This window comes from Nostoc sp. (assembly GCF_036917975.1).
Taxonomy (GTDB): Bacteria; Cyanobacteriota; Cyanobacteriia; order Cyanobacteriales; family Nostocaceae; genus Nostoc.
Map to the genome: position 1 here is coordinate 75,982 of NZ_JBALEJ010000013.1, position 16,271 is coordinate 92,252.

Here is a 16,271-nt window from a genome sequence, read left to right on the forward strand (position 1 = left end):
TCAGGCTCCTGCTTTGGCGATCGCACCAATCACATAGTTCCAGAATGGATTAGCAAATAAGAGAATGAGCGCGATTACAAAGCAATAAATTGCCACGGATTCGATAAATGCTAATCCCACAAATAATGTGCGAGTAATTGTGTTTGCTGCGTCGGGTTGTTGGGCGATGGAACTGAGTGCTTGAGCAACAGATTTACCTTCGCCAAGGGCTGGGCCGATAGAGCCGATGGCCATAGTTAGACCTGCCGTTAAGATTGACACAGTGCCAACAATTCCCAGTACAAGTGATAGCGATTCATTTTGAGCCATAGTCTTCATTACTCGCAGAACCAATATAAACAACTGCTAAAACCGCGAAAATATATGCCTGAATTAAGCCTGTCAACAATCCTAAAGCCTGCATAATGGCTGGAAAGAAGAATGGTGCGATCGATATTAAAATCGCCCCAATCATGCCGTCACTCATCACATTGCCAAACAAACGCACTGCTAAAGCTAAAGTCCGTGAGAGTTCACTAATTATATAAAAGGGAAATAGGATGGGAATTGGCTCTATGTAGTGGTGGAGATATTTCCAGATTCCTGACTGACTGATACCAAAAACGGGAACGGAAAAAAATACACATATCGCCAGGGCCGCAGTGGTAGATAGTGAGGCAGTGGGCGGGTGATAACCAGGAACGATCGCTAATAAATTGGCGGTAGCAATAAAAACAAACAGGGTGCCGATAAAGGGCAAATAGCGATCGGGATTTTGTCCACTGGTTTGCTGAATTTGATCGCGTAAATTCACAACTAAAACTTCCAGCAGATTTTGCCAGTGGGATAGCTGTGTGTCAGTGGATAGTTTGCGCGTCACCAACCAAGCACCAATGCCCAACAGTAGCATGATCATCCATGTAAATACCAACGTGGCATTGATCGTCACAAATCCCCAATTCCAAAACACGATTTCATCTGGACTAATCTGCATTGAGTCTCCTTGACGTACCTATTTTAGATTTTAGATTTTAGATTATTTCGCTTCATACCCCGATGCCACTTGCTTTATGCAGGGTTTCCCGTCCACCGCAGTGGCTCCCCCTTGTTTGTGGGCGGAACAAATCAAAAATTTTCAATCCAAAATTGCAAATCTAAAATCCAAAATTGATTGACCCGATAAGATATCACCATTAATGTTTAATAATGTGGCCAGTTTTTTGTAAGATTTGTTGAAGTATTAAAATATGACGTTTTGAAGTGTAGAATATGAGTTTCAATAATGCGATTCCTTACCCAAATAAACGCGCCTAAGCAAACGCTCAGATGCCAAAGTGCGTTCTCTTGGGCGATCGCTAGTACAAAAGCAAATCCGGTGAGTGCGATCGCTAACCGCCCAAAAAAGCTGCCTAACGTTAATAGAATTGGGTTTTGGGTTGTAGATAATTTCTGCACCGTTGTCCACAAGCCACGAAAGTAGAGATTTCCCAGCAAAATTCCTAACAATAAAGTAACAGGTAAAAAGAAGAGGCTATTCATATTAAATCTCCTTAGAGGCTGTTTGAAGAGTTATGCGCGGGTAAATTTTATGCCATGTTGGACAAGGTTTCACATAACTCTCCTTGTTAACTACTCTGAGGGGCTATGGCTTGATTTATTGATTGAATTGATTCATTACGATATAAATCGTTACCAAAATGATGATTCTTTAGCAAAACGTGAAAACCCACTGAGTGAGTGGGTGACATATTTTTTCTATCCGAAGGCGAAACCATGAGACGTTACAAGATGCGATGGCTATGCCCGCCGCAGGCATCGCAAAGAGTCAATTTGTGATGTTACAGTCGCACATTCTGAGTTAGAATAAATGTATTCACAGCGACAACGCTACACGTTGCGAGGCAACCAATATGGATGCCAATGAAGTTTTAAGACGATATGCAGTCGGAGAAAGGAATTTTAGACAGGCAGACTGGAGAGGGATCAGTTTAGCTAAATCAAATTTGAGTGGGGTAGATTTGACTGGGGCACATTTGAACAACGCAGATTTGAGAAACTGTGATTTAAGTGATGCTAATTTAAACTGGGCTGGACTCAAAGGAGCCAATTTCAGCGGTGCTAATCTGAAAGGGGCAAAAATGCCTGATGGAAGAATGCACAACGATCGCTTAGAGTCTGCCAATTATTTTGCCTAATATCCCAGTGGATAAGTAGATAAAAATCACGCCTACAAGGGACGTGGTTTTTTATGGAAATTTAGCATTAACTCTAGCTATTTTTGCTCAACAAAAATACTATAAGCACTGTCTGTTGTAAAGGTCGAACAAGAGAGACGCGATAAATCGCCGTCTCTACAAGGCGTTTTTGTCATCTATTATTATAATTTTTATCAAAAAACCCGATCCGAACTGGATTGCACGCAATCGAGAAACGTAACAAATAGACCATACATCTTGTAGAGACGCGATGAATCGCGTCTTCATCCCACCATTCATCGCGTCTTAAACCAAGAATGTGTTGCAATCATTAATTAAAATGTTATTAGATTTTTTCACGCAATTAAACCGGATTTCTATATAAATCAACCAATATAGCCACAGCCCCTCTTTGCTTGCAGAGAGGGGCTTGTGATATTATTGACCCTCAGAACGGTGATGTGTGGGTAACAGGATCTTTTTCTGTTTTTCTTGGAGACTGCTGGCTTGTTTAAGAACTGGGATACACTGGTTAATCATCCAGATTAAAACGTCGATTGGTGAGTCTCCTTGCTGAAGGCGATTTTCGGCATTTATGCCAATTAACACTATTTGCACAATTAGCAAGAAAGCGTAGGCGTAGCCCATCGTAGACATAGCTCTTTGACTTGCACTTTTACCAGGTTTTTTAGCTGACATCTGAATTCACCTTGTTTTTGGGTTTACAAGGTCAATTATTTTTTTGGGTATTTCCCCATACAAATCCCCCACGCAGCGTCTATAATGCTTGTATCGTCAGCTTTTGCGGCTTGGGGAAGCTTCTTTGTTTGGGTAATTCAAAATTATTTCAGACTGATGTCAAGAAATATTCGGGGAGATGAATCAGTTTTAGAAAATGTACTCGCTCTGGTAGAAGCATTGTTGCAACTTTCAGAAGAGCAAGACTGTGAATCAAAACTTCCGCTTTGCGTTGTCTGGGAAGCTGATAAGCTGCAAATTACCGGATATGAAATCAAAAAGACAACAGGAAACAGAAGCAAAACAACTGAAGGTGGTACAAAGAAGGAATATTTACTCAAACAAATTAAAGATGCTCACAAAAGTTTAAAACTTCCCCGGCAAAAAGCAGAATCTAACGTTTCTCAGAAAGAAAGAGAATTAGACGAGCTTCAAACTGCACTTGACTGGTTGGAAAAGTTGGGAGTGCGAGAAGACCAAAAATCTGCAAAAAATCAAGGTTATTGGAAATTTACCCTGACGCTAAAACATCAGACAGCGACGATAAAAGATAATTTGGAGGTGGTTAAGCAGAAGTGGAAGGAATACCAAAAGGCGAATTTAAAAGAAACATTCCAGGTACAAACACCAGATAATAGCTTGGATTGGCAAGAAATCTGCGGCGTTATGCTGGAAAAGCACAAGCGTCTCACCACAAATGAGTTGCTGTTTGCTGATGATGAGATGAAATTTGAGTTAAAGGAAATTCATGTCCCTTTAGCATTGGTGGAGCGTAACAAACCGAAGAAGTGCAGCGAGGATATTTCCGCAGAACAAGGTTCACGACTTTACGAACCGAGTTATGAAGAGAAGCAGCGATTTAAACATGAGGCTTTTTTAGAGCAAGTTATCCGTGATGGTGTTGGTAAAACTAAAGGACACTGCATCGCTTTAATTGGGGAACCAGGTGCGGGAAAAACTACTCAGTTGCAAACTATAGCTTTTTGGATATTAAACAACAATCTGGGTTTACCAATTTGGATTTCTTTAGCAGACTTGCAAGGAAAGAATGTAGAAAACTATCTGCTGCAAGATTGGCTGAAGAATGCTTTAGAAGTGGTGCGTGTAAAAGAAGAACAGGAAAACACTTTTGCAGATTTATTCAAGAATAATCGTGTGTGGTTGTTGTTGGATGCAGCAGATGAAATGTCTTCACCCCAACCATTAACTGAGATTTCCCAGCAGTTGACGGGATGGGTGAAATATGCGCGGGTTGTGCTGACTTGTCGGGTGAATGTTTGGGAAGCAAACGCCAACGCTTTAGAAAATTTTGAGACGTATCGGTTACTCAATTTTGAATATCCACAAGATGTGCAAGAGTTTATTGGGCGTTGGTTTCACAAGGATGCAAACAAAGGGGAAAGATTATGGCAGGAATTAGATAAACCTGAACGTCAGCGCATCCAAGATTTAGTTAAAAATCCTTTGCGGTTGGCGCTGTTGTGTAGCACTTGGCAAAGTTCCGATAAAGGTTTACCGGAAACGAAAGCTGAACTTTATCAGCATTTTGTGGAAGAGTTTTACAAGTGGGAAAAGCGCTTCCCTACCACTGAACAGCAGCAAGAGGAATTAAACGCAGCCTTGGGACGTTTGGCAAAACGGGCAATTGATCAAGAAACGTCACGGTTTCGGCTACAACATAAGTTTGTGCGTGACGAATTAGGTGATGCAAAACAGCAAAATTCTTTATTTTGGTTAGCGTTAAAGTTGGGATGGCTAAATGAAGTTGGAGTGGCTGCGGAATCAGCAAAAGAGAAAGTTTACGCTTTCTACCATCCCACATTTGAGGAATATTTTGCAGCGTTGGCGATCGCTGATTGGCACGAGTTTTTGAATCATGTTCCCGACAACCCTGCGTTAGGTGTTTATCGCATTTTTGCCCCGCAGTGGAAAGAGGTGATTTTGCTGTGGTTGGGACGTGAGGATGTGGGGAAGGAGAAGAAGGAAAAGTTTATTCAGGCGTTGGTGGAATTTGATGATGGGTGCGGAGAATGCAGAGCTATTGATAAAGTCAGAAGGGGATTTTACGAGTTTCGCGCTTATTTTCTCGCTGCTGCGGGGGTTGATGAGTGGAAAAATTCTTGCAACTCAGATGCTATTGTGGCGGAGATCGTTAAATGGGGCTTTGGTGAGTTTAAGGGTGAACAAAACAAGTGGGTGAGATTTCTTGAACCAATTCCAGAGGGAGCAAAGACAGCATTGCCTCAGACAAATCGCATAAAAGCGATTGATGCCTTAATTGAGTTAATCGGCAAATCACAACTGAATAATTTTACGCGAAGGCAAGAACCACAATTGAATGATTTTACGCGAAGGCAAGCGGCATATAGCTTAGGAAAAATTGACCCTGGCAACCAAAAAGCGATTGATACTCTGGTGGAGTTAATCGGCAAATCACGACTGGATGATGGTACTCGATGGCAAGCGGCAGAAAGCTTAAAGAAAATTGGCTCTGGCAACCAAAAAGCAATTGATGCTTTGGTGGACTTAATTGGCAATCCAAAACTGGATCATGATATCCGAAGGCAAGTGGTATCTAGCTTAGGGCAAATTGACCCTGGCAACCAAAAAGCGATTAATACTTTGGTGGACTTAATCGACAAATCACAACTGGATCATGATATCCGATGTCAAGCGGCAGAAAGCTTAGGACAAATTGACCTTAGCAACCAAAAAGCGATTGATGCTTTGGTGGACTTAATCAGCAATCTACAACTGGATTATGATATCCAATGGGAAGCGGTAAAAAGTTTAGGGCAAATTGGCTCTGCCAATCAAAAAGCGATTGATGCTTTGGTGGAGTCAATCGGCAATCCAGAACTGGATCATGATACCCGAAGGCTAGCGGTATCTAGCTTAGGGCAAATTGGCTTTGGCAATCAAAAAGCGATTGATGCTTTGGTGGACTTAATTGGCAAACCACAATTGGATGATGATATCCGATGGCAAGCGGCAGAAAGCTTAGGGCAAATTGACCCTGGCAACCAAAAAGTGATTGATGCTTTGATGGAGTTAATCGGCAAACTACAACTGGATCATGATATCCGATGGCTAACGGCAGAAAGTTTAGGGCAAATTGACCCTAGCAACCAAAAAGCAATTGATGCTTTGGTAGAGTTAATCAGCAAACCAAAAATGAATAATTCTACCCGATGGCAAGCGGCAAAAAGCTTAGGGCAAATTGGCTCTGGCAATCAAAAAGCGATCGCTGCCTTAATCGAGTTAATTGGTAAACCACAACTGTATGATGATACCCGATGCCAAGCGGCATATAGCTTAGGACAAATTGACCCTGGCAATCAAGAAGCCATCGCTGCCTTAATCGAGTTAATCGGCAAACCACAACTGTATGATGATACCCAATCGCTAGCGACAGAAAGCTTAGGGCAAATTATGTTACAGGAACAAATGCCGAGTGTTGTCACCGTGTTGAAGGATTACTTATCACCTGAAACTTACAAAAATGACTTTGAGCGATTTGATAATTGCTACAAAGTTATCTGGAAGTGCGCCCAAAGTATGCCCTACCCCGCTTTTTATCAAGCTTGGCATCAACAAGAGAAAGTGAAAGATGGAGAGTAGGAAAGAAAAATACTTCCTCCAGCCAAAACATAAGCGAAATGTGGAAGCAGCAATCCCTTGTAAAGACGTGATGAATCGCATCTCGTAAGCGTCTCGTAAATCTATCGCCTCTGATCTTTCCGCAATCCAGGGAATGCGATCGCACCTAATAAAACAGATATTGTGAACAGAATGGGAATGCGTAGGCGTAGCCCGCCGCAGGCATCGTTTTTGCGATCGCCCCTTGTAGAGACGCGATTCATCGCGTCTTCCTCCTTGCCATCATTTACATAGTGAGAATAATTCCGAGTTTTTTGGGTTGGCAATTACATCAATGCAAAGCAATAATTGCATAAATTTTTGTATCAACCAAAGATATAATCATGAATAATGACGATCCTCAACCACAAAACAACAAACCCAAATACAAAGGTAAATATCGAATTGATTCAACACGTTTACCAGCATGGAGTTATGCTAGTAATGCCGGATATTTCATTACTATTTGCACCGACGGTAAAAAATGCTTTTTTGGTGAGATTGTGCAGGGTGAAATGCAGCGATCGCCAATTGGAGAAATCGCTCATAAATTGTGGTACGAGATTCCTAATCATTTTTCTAATTGTCAGATAGATTCGTTTTGCGTCATGCCGAATCATATTCATGGGATTTGGCTTATTAATCAAATACTAGAAGGAGACGCGATGAATCCACGAACACAGGAAGAAGACGCGATTCATCGCGTCTTCTTCCTGATTCATCATCGCATTCCCTATTTACGCGTATAACGATGTTTCACCCCAATCGGAAAATATTCTGCATCCCCCATTGGCGCTAACGTAACCTGTGGTATTTGATATTCTGCGGGAACATAATTAGCAAACTCGCTATTTAGGCGTAGCAGTTGTGAAAGAATAGAAGATGCGATCGCTTGCTTTCTCTCTTCATTACCCTCTACCCCTGCTCCTAACTCCACAACCACAGATAAAAATCGATTCTTGTCTGCATCTTCTTTCACCTGCAACACAAATTTACCCGTTACCCATTCTTGAATTACTGGTTGTTCTAATCCTACCGTTACATTTTCGGGATAGATATTTGCACCAAAGTAAGAAACTGTAAAGTTAGAACGGCCAAAGACATAAACAAAAGGTAGCTGATGAATACCTCTAGCTGATTGTTGAGTGTCAGAACGGAGATTTTCAAGCGGGTTAAATCCCCATTCTGCTAAAAATTGCAGCATGGCATCATAACTAATTATTCCGCCAGTATCTAAAATGTCATAACGCACTAAGGGAATACCGTTATCTCCCGAAAACAGCAATCCGCCATCCTGAACTTCAAAAAAGCGACTGTAAGGATCGTATTGTACTAGCGTGGGTAAACGCGATTCCCCAAATAAAGCTCTAGCGGCATCGGGATTTATTGCCAAAAAACGGCGAATACAGATACTTAACGGGGTTTCATTACCTAAAACTCCGGCATCCGCAGTGCCGTAGAGTGATGCAAAATCATAGCAAGGATTTGGTGAACCAACTCTTTCACCAACTAAACTCCGCCATTCTTCACTAAATACTTCTCCCGCCATCACTAATTTAATCTGATATTGCTGCCACTCCACACCACGAGCGATACCAGTATCAATGACATCTTTTAAAAATGGTGGGTATCCCAATAACACCACTTGTTCAAATTCTGAACCAAGTTCTTGGACAACTCGCAATATTTCTTCTTTATTGTTACCAGGAGTAATTACGGTGATGAGATAACCTTTGCTAGCAAGATAACGACAGCAATTAGTGGTAAACATCCCACCTACCCAAGTGCCTAAAGTGAAACAAATCACTGCTAGAGTGCGTCTAGTATCTGAATAAAAACTATCGTGAAAAATCTGTTCAAAGCGTGTGGCGATTTGGAGTTCATCTGTGAAAAAACGAGGCCAAAATGTCGGTTTACCACTAGAACCTGATGAAGCAGCTATCATGTCGCACGCTTCTAGTTGTCCGTTGTGGCACAAATCAGCTAAGGGATAACGCAGGATATAATTTTGTTTAGCGATCGCTGGGAGTTTTTGAAACTCCTCCAAGGTTTGAATAGTTGCGGGATTAATTTCTCTTTCTGCTAAAAACGCCTTGTAGGCAGGTACATTAGCCGCTACATCGTGAAATAAACTCAAAACTGCCGAAGTTTGAGTGTTGAGATGCCGTTGCAATATCGTTTCTAGGGGGGTAGACAAAAAATCTTCAAATGCTTTGATTACTTGCTGTTGTCTTGATTTCCGGTTCATGACCCTTGTTGTTTATCCTGAAGTAAAATCAACATCGTTAAAATAATTCGTAATTCGTAATGACGCTCTCTACAAGACGCTAAAAGCAAACGTGGACTCGCTGGCGTAATTCGTAGAATATCCGAAAATGGGGATAGGCGCGTTGTAGTTATTCAATAAAACCTTAATTTATCCTTCAGCACCATGCAGCTCTATTGCAGTAAACAACACACAAATAATGGTAATAACCGCTTTTGTACCCATTGCGGTGAACCATTACCTCTGGCTGTGGGACAGGTTGTAGATAATCGCTATCAAATTATCCGTCAACTAGGACAAGGTGGCTTTGGACGCACCTATTTGGCGGAGGATAGAAAGAAATCCCATCAAACCTGTGTGCTGAAGGAATTTGCACCCCAAGTACAAGAACAACAAGATTTACAAAAAGCTAAAGAGTTATTTGAACGAGAAGCGAATGTTCTGAAAAAACTCCAGCATCCACAGATTCCGCGTTTTCACGCCTCGCTACAAGTGCAAATAGGCGCTAAAGATTTTTTCTTTCTCGTCCAAGATTATGTGGATGGGGATAATTACTACCAGTTGTTAGAACAGCGTGAAAGTCAAGGCAAAACCTTTAGTGAAGAGGAAGTAATCACCCTCCTGCAACAAATTTTACCAGTCTTATCCTACATCCACTCGCAAGATGTCATTCATCGTGATATCTCTCCTGATAACTTGATTTGGCGGCGTTCTGATAATTTGCCAGTACTGATTGATTTTGGCGGTGTCAAGCAGTTGCCGGCTTCTCAAGGTTTTTGGCGCACCAAGTTGGTTGGAAATAACACTATACTGGGTAAAAAAGGCTACGCTCCAGAAGAACAACTACGGCAAGGACAAGCCTTTTTTAGTAGCGATTTATATTCTTTAGCTGTGACTGCATTAGTGTTGCTCACAGGTAAAGAACCACAAAAATTATACGACAGCTATCAAGGAATTTGGGGATGGGGAAAGGAAATCCAAGTTAGCCCGCAACTAGAAGCGGTGTTAAAAAAGATGCTAGCTTATAAACCGAGCGATCGCTATCAACGAGCCGAGCAAATCCTCAAAGATTTACCATCGCCAACTGCGACTAAATCCCCAGGTAATTATATTACTAGCAAGATTAAGACGATGGTAGTTGCTCCGGGAAGACAACGCGCCAGTGCTATTGTGAGTAGATTTCAGAGCAAAACGCAAGCAATTGCTAAACCGATGTCTTGGCCTGTTTGGATTCGCCCTTTTGTGATGAGTTTAGGGGGGACGGCTTTAGTGGGATTAACTTTAGCGGCAGGAAATGCAGCCATTAGGGCTGTAACTTCAATCAGCATCCCGTCAATTTCATTACCTTCATTACCGCAAATCCCCCACTTTCCAGGTAGTAAGCCAGTCAGCGACAAAGGAAAAAATAGCAACCTCCAAGAAATTATCAGTCGTCGTCAACAGCTAGAAATTCCTGAAGGATTTTTTATTCGCTTTGTAGATGATTTATTTTATACAAAAAAACCTGAATTAAAAGGACGTAGCCTGACATCTAAACCTGAAGATGCTGGTTTACGAGATGAATGGTCTGGTGTCGCTGACGATTTATTGAATAAAATAGAACAGGCTGATATCAGTACAGCATCTCGTCGAAAACTGGGTAAATATACGGCACAAGATTACGAAACATGGAGACGACAAGCGCGATCGGGGCAGTTTGGGAATTATACAATCGATCAGCTGACCAAAGATACAAATGAAAAATTTGATCGGTTGTTTCCGGGTCAGCAGCGTGGGAAACTGAATCAACAGACTTTTGGTCAAGTTTGGTATGCGATCGCAGCCGATCAAGTCAGTAAAGTACAATCTGGCAAGTAAGGGGATTGGGGACTGGGGACTGGGGAAGAGTCACAAATAACTAATAACTAATGACAAATGACTAATGACCAATGACTAATAACTAATGACTAAAATATATTGTTCTAAAGGACATGAAAATTCCCCAGGTAGTCGCTTTTGTCTCCAGTGTGGTGAAAAATTGTCGGGTGCGTCCATGAGTTATAGTATCCAGCCGGGATTAACTTTAGGCGATCGCTATGTGATTGTACGTCAAATTGGCCAAGGTGGCTTTGGACGCACTTATTTAGCTGAAGATGTCAACCGTTTTCGCGAACTTTGTGTTTTAAAAGAATTTTCTCCGCAAGTTCAAACCGCTTACGTTGTCCAAAAAGCTGAAGAATTGTTTGAAAGAGAGGCGAGTGTTCTTTATAAATTGCAACATCCCCAAATTCCCCGCTTTCGGGAACTGTTGCGGCTAAATTTAGGCGGCAAAGAATATCTGTTTTTGGTGCAAGATTATGTCGAAGGGGAAACTTACAACTCGTTGTTAAATGCCCGAATACAACAGGGTTTGCGCTTTACCGAGGCGGAAGTACGCCAATTATTGCAGCAAATTTTGCCAGTGTTGGAATATATTCACTCCATTGGCGTTATTCATCGAGATATTTCTCCAGATAACTTAATGCTTCGCACTGTTGACAAACTGCCAGTGTTAATTGATTTTGGTGGTGTCAAACAAGTAGTAGCAACCGTTGCTTCCGAATATTACCAACCCGGTATGGTTGCATCTTCCCCATCACCAACCCTATTAGGTAAAATAGGTTTTGCCCCTCCAGAACAGATGCAAACTGGGTTAGTATCTCCCCATAGCGACTTGTATGCCTTGGCAGCATCAATGTTGGTTTTACTGACAGGAAAACAACCTCAAGAATTAATTGATACTTATACTCTCAGTTGGCAGTGGCGGCGTGAAGTTAACCTGAGTCAAATTTTGGCACAAGTATTAGATAAAATGCTATCTGCCAGACCAGGCGATCGCTATCAATCAGCCCGTCAAGTACTCCAAGCTATCAACTCACCCCCAGCAAACTATCCTCCAACTCAATACCCCACTCCACCACAACCCACATCCGCCACCGTCGCCATTTCTCCACCTTCCCCAACTCCCTCATATCCCCCCCCTCCCTCATCTCCCCCTTGGTGGACACCAACAAAAACCTTTCTAATAACCGTGCTAGCAGCTGGTAGTATTGGATTAATTTGGTGGGGAGTGACTGGCCGCAGCGAGATCGGGGAAGTCAAACCTAATCCCACAGCCAGCCCAATTCCAACCAGTGAACAACCAACCGATCCCTTAGCGCAATATTCACCAGCAGAACGGCAGCGTAAAGAAAAATTAAGCGATCGCCGTCAACAATTGGGTATTGACTCTAACTTCTACGTGAACTTGGTAAATCAAGTTTTTTGGGATAAAAACCCCAGTTTACGGGGACGCACTCTCAGCAATGGTTCTGAAGATGAGAGTTTGCGCGTAGAATGGGATACAACCGCTTCAGAATTACTAGAAAAACTTGCACCACTGAGTTCCAATGCCCGCCGACAACTGGGAAGTTACACAACTGCTGAACGCGATCGCTGGAAAGTGGAAGTCAATAAAATCAACGTTGGTAGTCGTTCTTTATATGATTTGGGAGATGCTGCTTTTTTCAGTGTATTTCCTGAACAACGGGGTCAAAAATTTAAAGGTCAGCCCATTGGACAAGTTTGGTACGGTTTTGTTAGCGATCAACTCAGCACTATCCTTGCCGGTAGCACTTTCCAGAAACTTGTCTTTGATCCAGGTGCGATCGGCAAAACGGTTAACGGTACTCTTCAACCTGGTGGTGGTAAGGTATTTATTGCTGGACTTGCCAAAGACCAATTTCTGGACTTGAAACTACAAGGAAATTCTCAAGTTTTATTATCAGTTTATTCACCCTCTGGGAAAATTCAATTTCTAGAAGATTCTACCAAGCGTAGTTTGTCAACTAAATTACCAGAAAGCGGATTTTACGAGTTTGTCGTGGTTTCCACAGCAACAAAACCAGTAGATTATCAACTCACCATCACAGCAGAAACTCCCACTCCAACGCCAACTTCCACCCCATCGCCTACAGAAACTCCCACACCAACGCCTACAGAAACTCCCACACCAACTCCCATAGAAACTGCCACTCCGACACCGACGCCGGAGACAAAGCTATAGTGGTGTATCGCATTAAATTTGAGGGATAAGAGAACGAACCGCATTCGCGCAGCGTCTCGTTAGAGAAGGACGCAAAGGACGCAAAGGAAGAAGGAAAGAAGAGAAATTGAAATTTGATTTACCTATCAGAATTAATCAATCTTTTGTAGAGACGGCGATTCATCGCGTCTCTTGCTTTAACCGAACCGTATTTCCTCCACTCCCCTCAGCCAGACATGAGATGAAAAGCTTAACTCTTCCCTCGATTTCAGATATAAACTAACGGGGGAGGGATCGATAAGAACTAGGGGTATTTTTGTGCGCCTGCTGACAACAGTGGCAGCTTTACGCTGCTATTTAACTAAACGCTGCTTAGAAAACAAACAGATAGCGGTTACTGAGGATCTGAAACTAGATGACATTACTGGCTGGTATCAGACGGCAGTCGGCCTGGTGCCAACGATGGGAAATTTGCATCAAGGTCATTTAAGCTTGATCCAACGGGCGCGACAAGAAAATTCTACGGTGATTGTGAGTATTTTCGTCAATCCCCTGCAATTTGCTCCCAATGAGGATTATCAACGCTACCCCCGCACTTTAGAGCAAGACCAACAACTTTGCGAACAAGCTGGGGTAGATGCCATTTTTGCACCGACTCCGGAAGAAATGGCCGTTCCCCAGAAGAGTATACAAGAATCAAAGGTTACACAAGTTATCCCCCCATCTGCTATGATAACAGGCTTGTGTGGTCGTTCTCGCCAGGGTCACTTTCAGGGTGTAGCTACGATTGTTACCAAACTTTTCAATTTGGTGCAGCCTAATCGTGCCTACTTTGGTCAAAAAGATGGTCAGCAACTAGCAATTATTAAACGCTTAGTAGCTGATTTAAATTTGCCAGTAGAAATTGTTGCTTGTCCAACAGTGCGCGAAGCTTCGGGTCTTGCCTTCAGTTCTCGTAATCAATATTTGACTGCAACGGCAAAAGAGGAAGCAGCTGTATTATATCGCGGCTTGCGACGGGCTGAAGCCGCGTTTCAAGCAGGCGATCGCAATAGCAACAAGTTAATAGCAGTGGTACAGCAAGAAGTGGCAATGGTCAGTACGGTTTTAGTGGAATATATTGAATTGGTTGAACCGACTACGTTGATGTCTTTAGAAAAAGTTGAGGAGGAAGGAATGTTGGCGATCGCAGCTCGTCTTGGTGCTACACGTTTGATTGACAATACGATATTGCGCGATCGTCAACCTATTATCGCCATTGATGGCCCAGCCGGGGCTGGAAAATCCACAGTGGCGCGGCAAGTGGCAGCAAATCTGAGTTTAGTGTATTTAGATACAGGAGCGATGTACCGTGCTGTCACTTGGTTAGTACTGCAAAAGGGGATTGCGATTGATGATGAGTGTGCGATCGCTGAGTTAACTAATCAGTGCAAAATTGAACTTACTCCTACCCAAGACTTACAAACGTCTGTGCAGGTTTGGATTGACGGTCTTGATGTTACCCAGGCAATTCGCACCATTGAGGTAACTTCTCTTGTATCGGCGATCGCAGCACAAAGCGCTGTCCGTCAAGCACTGGTTAAACAACAGCAAAACTGGGGTAAAAGAGGTGGTTTAGTCGCTGAAGGTCGGGATATCGGTACTCACGTGTTCCCCGATGCCGAAGTGAAAATCTTCTTAACCGCTTCAGTCAGCGAACGCGCCCGTCGTCGCCAGCAAGACTTTAACAAACAAGGTCAACCCGAAGTGAGTTTAGAGCAGCTAGAACACGACATCGCCGAACGTGACTGGAAAGATAGCACTCGCAAAGTTTCTCCTTTGCAAAAAGCAGCAGATGCGATCGAAGTTCAAACCGATGGTTTAGACGTGTCTGAAGTCACAGCACAAATCGTTAGCTATTACCAGCAGCGTTTATCTGGGTGGTAATCACCGTTGTTTGCTGTTAGTTGTTTAATTTCAAAAGGTGGTGGGTGAATGATTATTCACTTACCATCCTCAAAACTGCATTTAAAAACAAAATAGCTAATTTGAGAATTGGCTATCTTGATTGAAAATCAAGCTTTGAGCCTTGTACTAAAAATATTAGACATCTCCAGAAACTAAATATGCGTTATCCAGAACCCTTGTAGAGACGTAGCAGTGCTACGTCTCTACATTCTTTAGATTTATTAAGTATTAAATCATCTAGCTTTAGACTGATTTTTCACATCGCCATAATCGTACCAAAGATGGAAGTATGAAAGCCTGAATTGCTAAATGCTAATTACTTATTAGTCTCTAGAATTTGTGAAATATTAGCCATTTTTATTTATAGTCAGCAATTACTAGCGATTTAACTTATCACAAAAGTACTTTGTTTTCATCTTCACTTTGGTAGTAGAATAACGATGTTAAGTTTTATGTTTCACCATAAAAAGCATAAAACTGTCAAAAACAAAAGCTGCTAATTTCCTAAGCTTCTGCAATAGCTTTCAACTGGAAACCGGTAAAGAGAGGATTTCATAAAATGACATTTACACTACCCGCCCTACCCTACGAATTGAATGCTTTAGAGCCTTTTGGTATATCAGGCGAAACCTTAGAGTATCATCATGGCAAGCATCACAAAACTTATGTAGACAACCTGAATAAGCTGCTTGAAGGTACAGAACTTGCCAATAAATCTTTGGAAGAGGTAATCCAAATTTCCTTCAAAGACTCCTCTAAGGCGGGAATCTTCAACAACAGCGCCCAAGTTTGGAACCACACCTTCTTCTGGAATTCCTTAAAGCCAGGCGGTGGCGGCGCACCCACTGGTGAACTTGCAGCCAAAATTGATAAAGACTTCGGTAGCTTTGATAAATTCAAAGAAGAGTTCTCTAACGCTGCTACAACTCAGTTCGGTAGCGGATGGTCTTGGTTAATTGATGATGGTGGTACGCTGAAAGTGATTAAAACACCAAATGCAGAAAATCCACTAGCTCATGGACAAAAAGCACTCCTAACCTTAGATGTTTGGGAACACGCCTACTACATTGACTACAGAAATGCCCGTCCAGCGTTCATCAAGAATTTCCTAGACAAAGTGGCTAACTGGGACTTTGCTGCTGAAAACTTTGCTAAAGCTTAATCATCTGTCAATCTTAAATTGGTTGTAACAGTAGCTTTTAATAAATATGTAAAGCGGAGACAACCAGTTAATTTATCAATAATGATAGCAGTCATGACTAGTGTCGTGGCTGCTTTTAATTATCTGGGTAAGGGACTGTGCAAGTCCTAATGTTTGTTTTGATGACGATGAAACGTAATAGTAAATTTTGTAAAGAATGCCAAAAATTGATCGCAGGTATAATAACAGAGATAGCCATAAACCAGATTTAAAGTTATGCGATCGCCTTTTCCCATCATCTCAAGGCGCGTTGGCGTAGCCCAA

The 16,271-nt window shown here is 42.2% G+C and carries 13 protein-coding genes; 7 read left to right on the forward strand and 6 right to left on the reverse strand.

What is annotated here, in order from left to right:
- The 3 genes from V7K76_RS04650 to V7K76_RS04660 form a co-directional block, all read right to left on the reverse strand.
- Entirely contained in the window at window positions 1-309 is a 309-nt protein-coding gene (locus V7K76_RS04650; RefSeq protein ID WP_094346123.1) for a F0F1 ATP synthase subunit C, read from the reverse strand.
- A complete protein-coding gene (locus V7K76_RS04655) occupies window positions 296-973 on the reverse strand; it encodes a F0F1 ATP synthase subunit A (protein ID WP_334777098.1) in 678 nt (225 codons plus the stop codon). Before V7K76_RS04655 ends, V7K76_RS04650 begins: the two co-directional genes overlap by 14 nt.
- A 206-nt stretch (window positions 974-1,179) precedes the next feature.
- Entirely contained in the window at window positions 1,180-1,518 is a 339-nt protein-coding gene (locus V7K76_RS04660; RefSeq protein ID WP_334951600.1) for an ATP synthase subunit I, read from the reverse strand.
- Between the two features lie 371 nt (window positions 1,519-1,889).
- On the opposite strand from V7K76_RS04660, the gene V7K76_RS04665 reads away from it, so the two are divergent.
- Window positions 1,890-2,174, forward strand: a complete 285-nt coding sequence (locus V7K76_RS04665; protein WP_334777100.1) for a pentapeptide repeat-containing protein — start codon at window positions 1,890-1,892, stop codon at window positions 2,172-2,174.
- Between the two features lie 438 nt (window positions 2,175-2,612).
- Here V7K76_RS04665 and V7K76_RS04670 read toward each other — a convergent pair whose 3' ends face one another.
- Window positions 2,613-2,873 (reverse strand): hypothetical protein, encoded by a 261-nt coding sequence (locus V7K76_RS04670; RefSeq protein ID WP_334951602.1) that lies wholly within the window; start codon window positions 2,871-2,873, stop codon window positions 2,613-2,615.
- A 156-nt stretch (window positions 2,874-3,029) separates the two neighbouring features.
- On the opposite strand from V7K76_RS04670, the gene V7K76_RS04675 reads away from it, so the two are divergent.
- Entirely contained in the window at window positions 3,030-6,533 is a 3,504-nt protein-coding gene (locus V7K76_RS04675) for a HEAT repeat domain-containing protein (RefSeq protein ID WP_334951604.1), read from the forward strand.
- Between the two features lie 101 nt (window positions 6,534-6,634).
- On the opposite strand, the gene V7K76_RS04680 is transcribed toward V7K76_RS04675, so the two are convergent.
- Window positions 6,635-6,775 (reverse strand): hypothetical protein, encoded by a 141-nt coding sequence (locus tag V7K76_RS04680; RefSeq protein WP_334951606.1) that lies wholly within the window; start codon window positions 6,773-6,775, stop codon window positions 6,635-6,637.
- Between the two features lie 120 nt (window positions 6,776-6,895).
- Here V7K76_RS04680 and V7K76_RS04685 point away from each other — a divergent pair, with 120 nt between their 5' ends.
- Window positions 6,896-7,300, forward strand: coding sequence for a hypothetical protein (locus tag V7K76_RS04685; RefSeq protein WP_335029692.1), 405 nt, complete (start codon window positions 6,896-6,898; stop codon window positions 7,298-7,300).
- Here V7K76_RS04685 and V7K76_RS04690 read toward each other — a convergent pair.
- On the reverse strand, window positions 7,285-8,799 hold the full coding sequence (locus V7K76_RS04690) for a phenylacetate--CoA ligase family protein (protein WP_334777106.1): 1,515 nt from the start codon (window positions 8,797-8,799) through the stop codon (window positions 7,285-7,287). The two genes, V7K76_RS04685 and V7K76_RS04690, sit on opposite strands and share 16 nt — an antisense overlap.
- Window positions 8,800-8,982: 183 nt before the next feature.
- Here V7K76_RS04690 and V7K76_RS04695 point away from each other — a divergent pair, with 183 nt between their 5' ends.
- The 4 genes from V7K76_RS04695 (at window position 8,983) to V7K76_RS04710 (ending at window position 15,968) form a co-directional block, all read left to right on the forward strand.
- On the forward strand, window positions 8,983-10,674 hold the full coding sequence (locus V7K76_RS04695; RefSeq protein WP_334777108.1) for a serine/threonine-protein kinase: 1,692 nt from the start codon (window positions 8,983-8,985) through the stop codon (window positions 10,672-10,674).
- An 85-nt stretch (window positions 10,675-10,759) separates the two neighbouring features.
- A complete protein-coding gene (locus V7K76_RS04700) occupies window positions 10,760-12,880 on the forward strand; it encodes a serine/threonine-protein kinase (protein ID WP_334777109.1) in 2,121 nt (706 codons plus the stop codon).
- A gap of 297 nt (window positions 12,881-13,177) precedes the next feature.
- Complete coding sequence (locus V7K76_RS04705; RefSeq protein WP_334777110.1) at window positions 13,178-14,785, forward strand: bifunctional pantoate--beta-alanine ligase/(d)CMP kinase; 1,608 nt, start codon at window positions 13,178-13,180, stop codon at window positions 14,783-14,785.
- 580 nt (window positions 14,786-15,365) lie between these two features.
- Window positions 15,366-15,968, forward strand: coding sequence for a superoxide dismutase (locus tag V7K76_RS04710; protein ID WP_334777111.1), 603 nt, complete (start codon window positions 15,366-15,368; stop codon window positions 15,966-15,968).
- Window positions 15,969-16,271 lie beyond the last annotated feature (303 nt).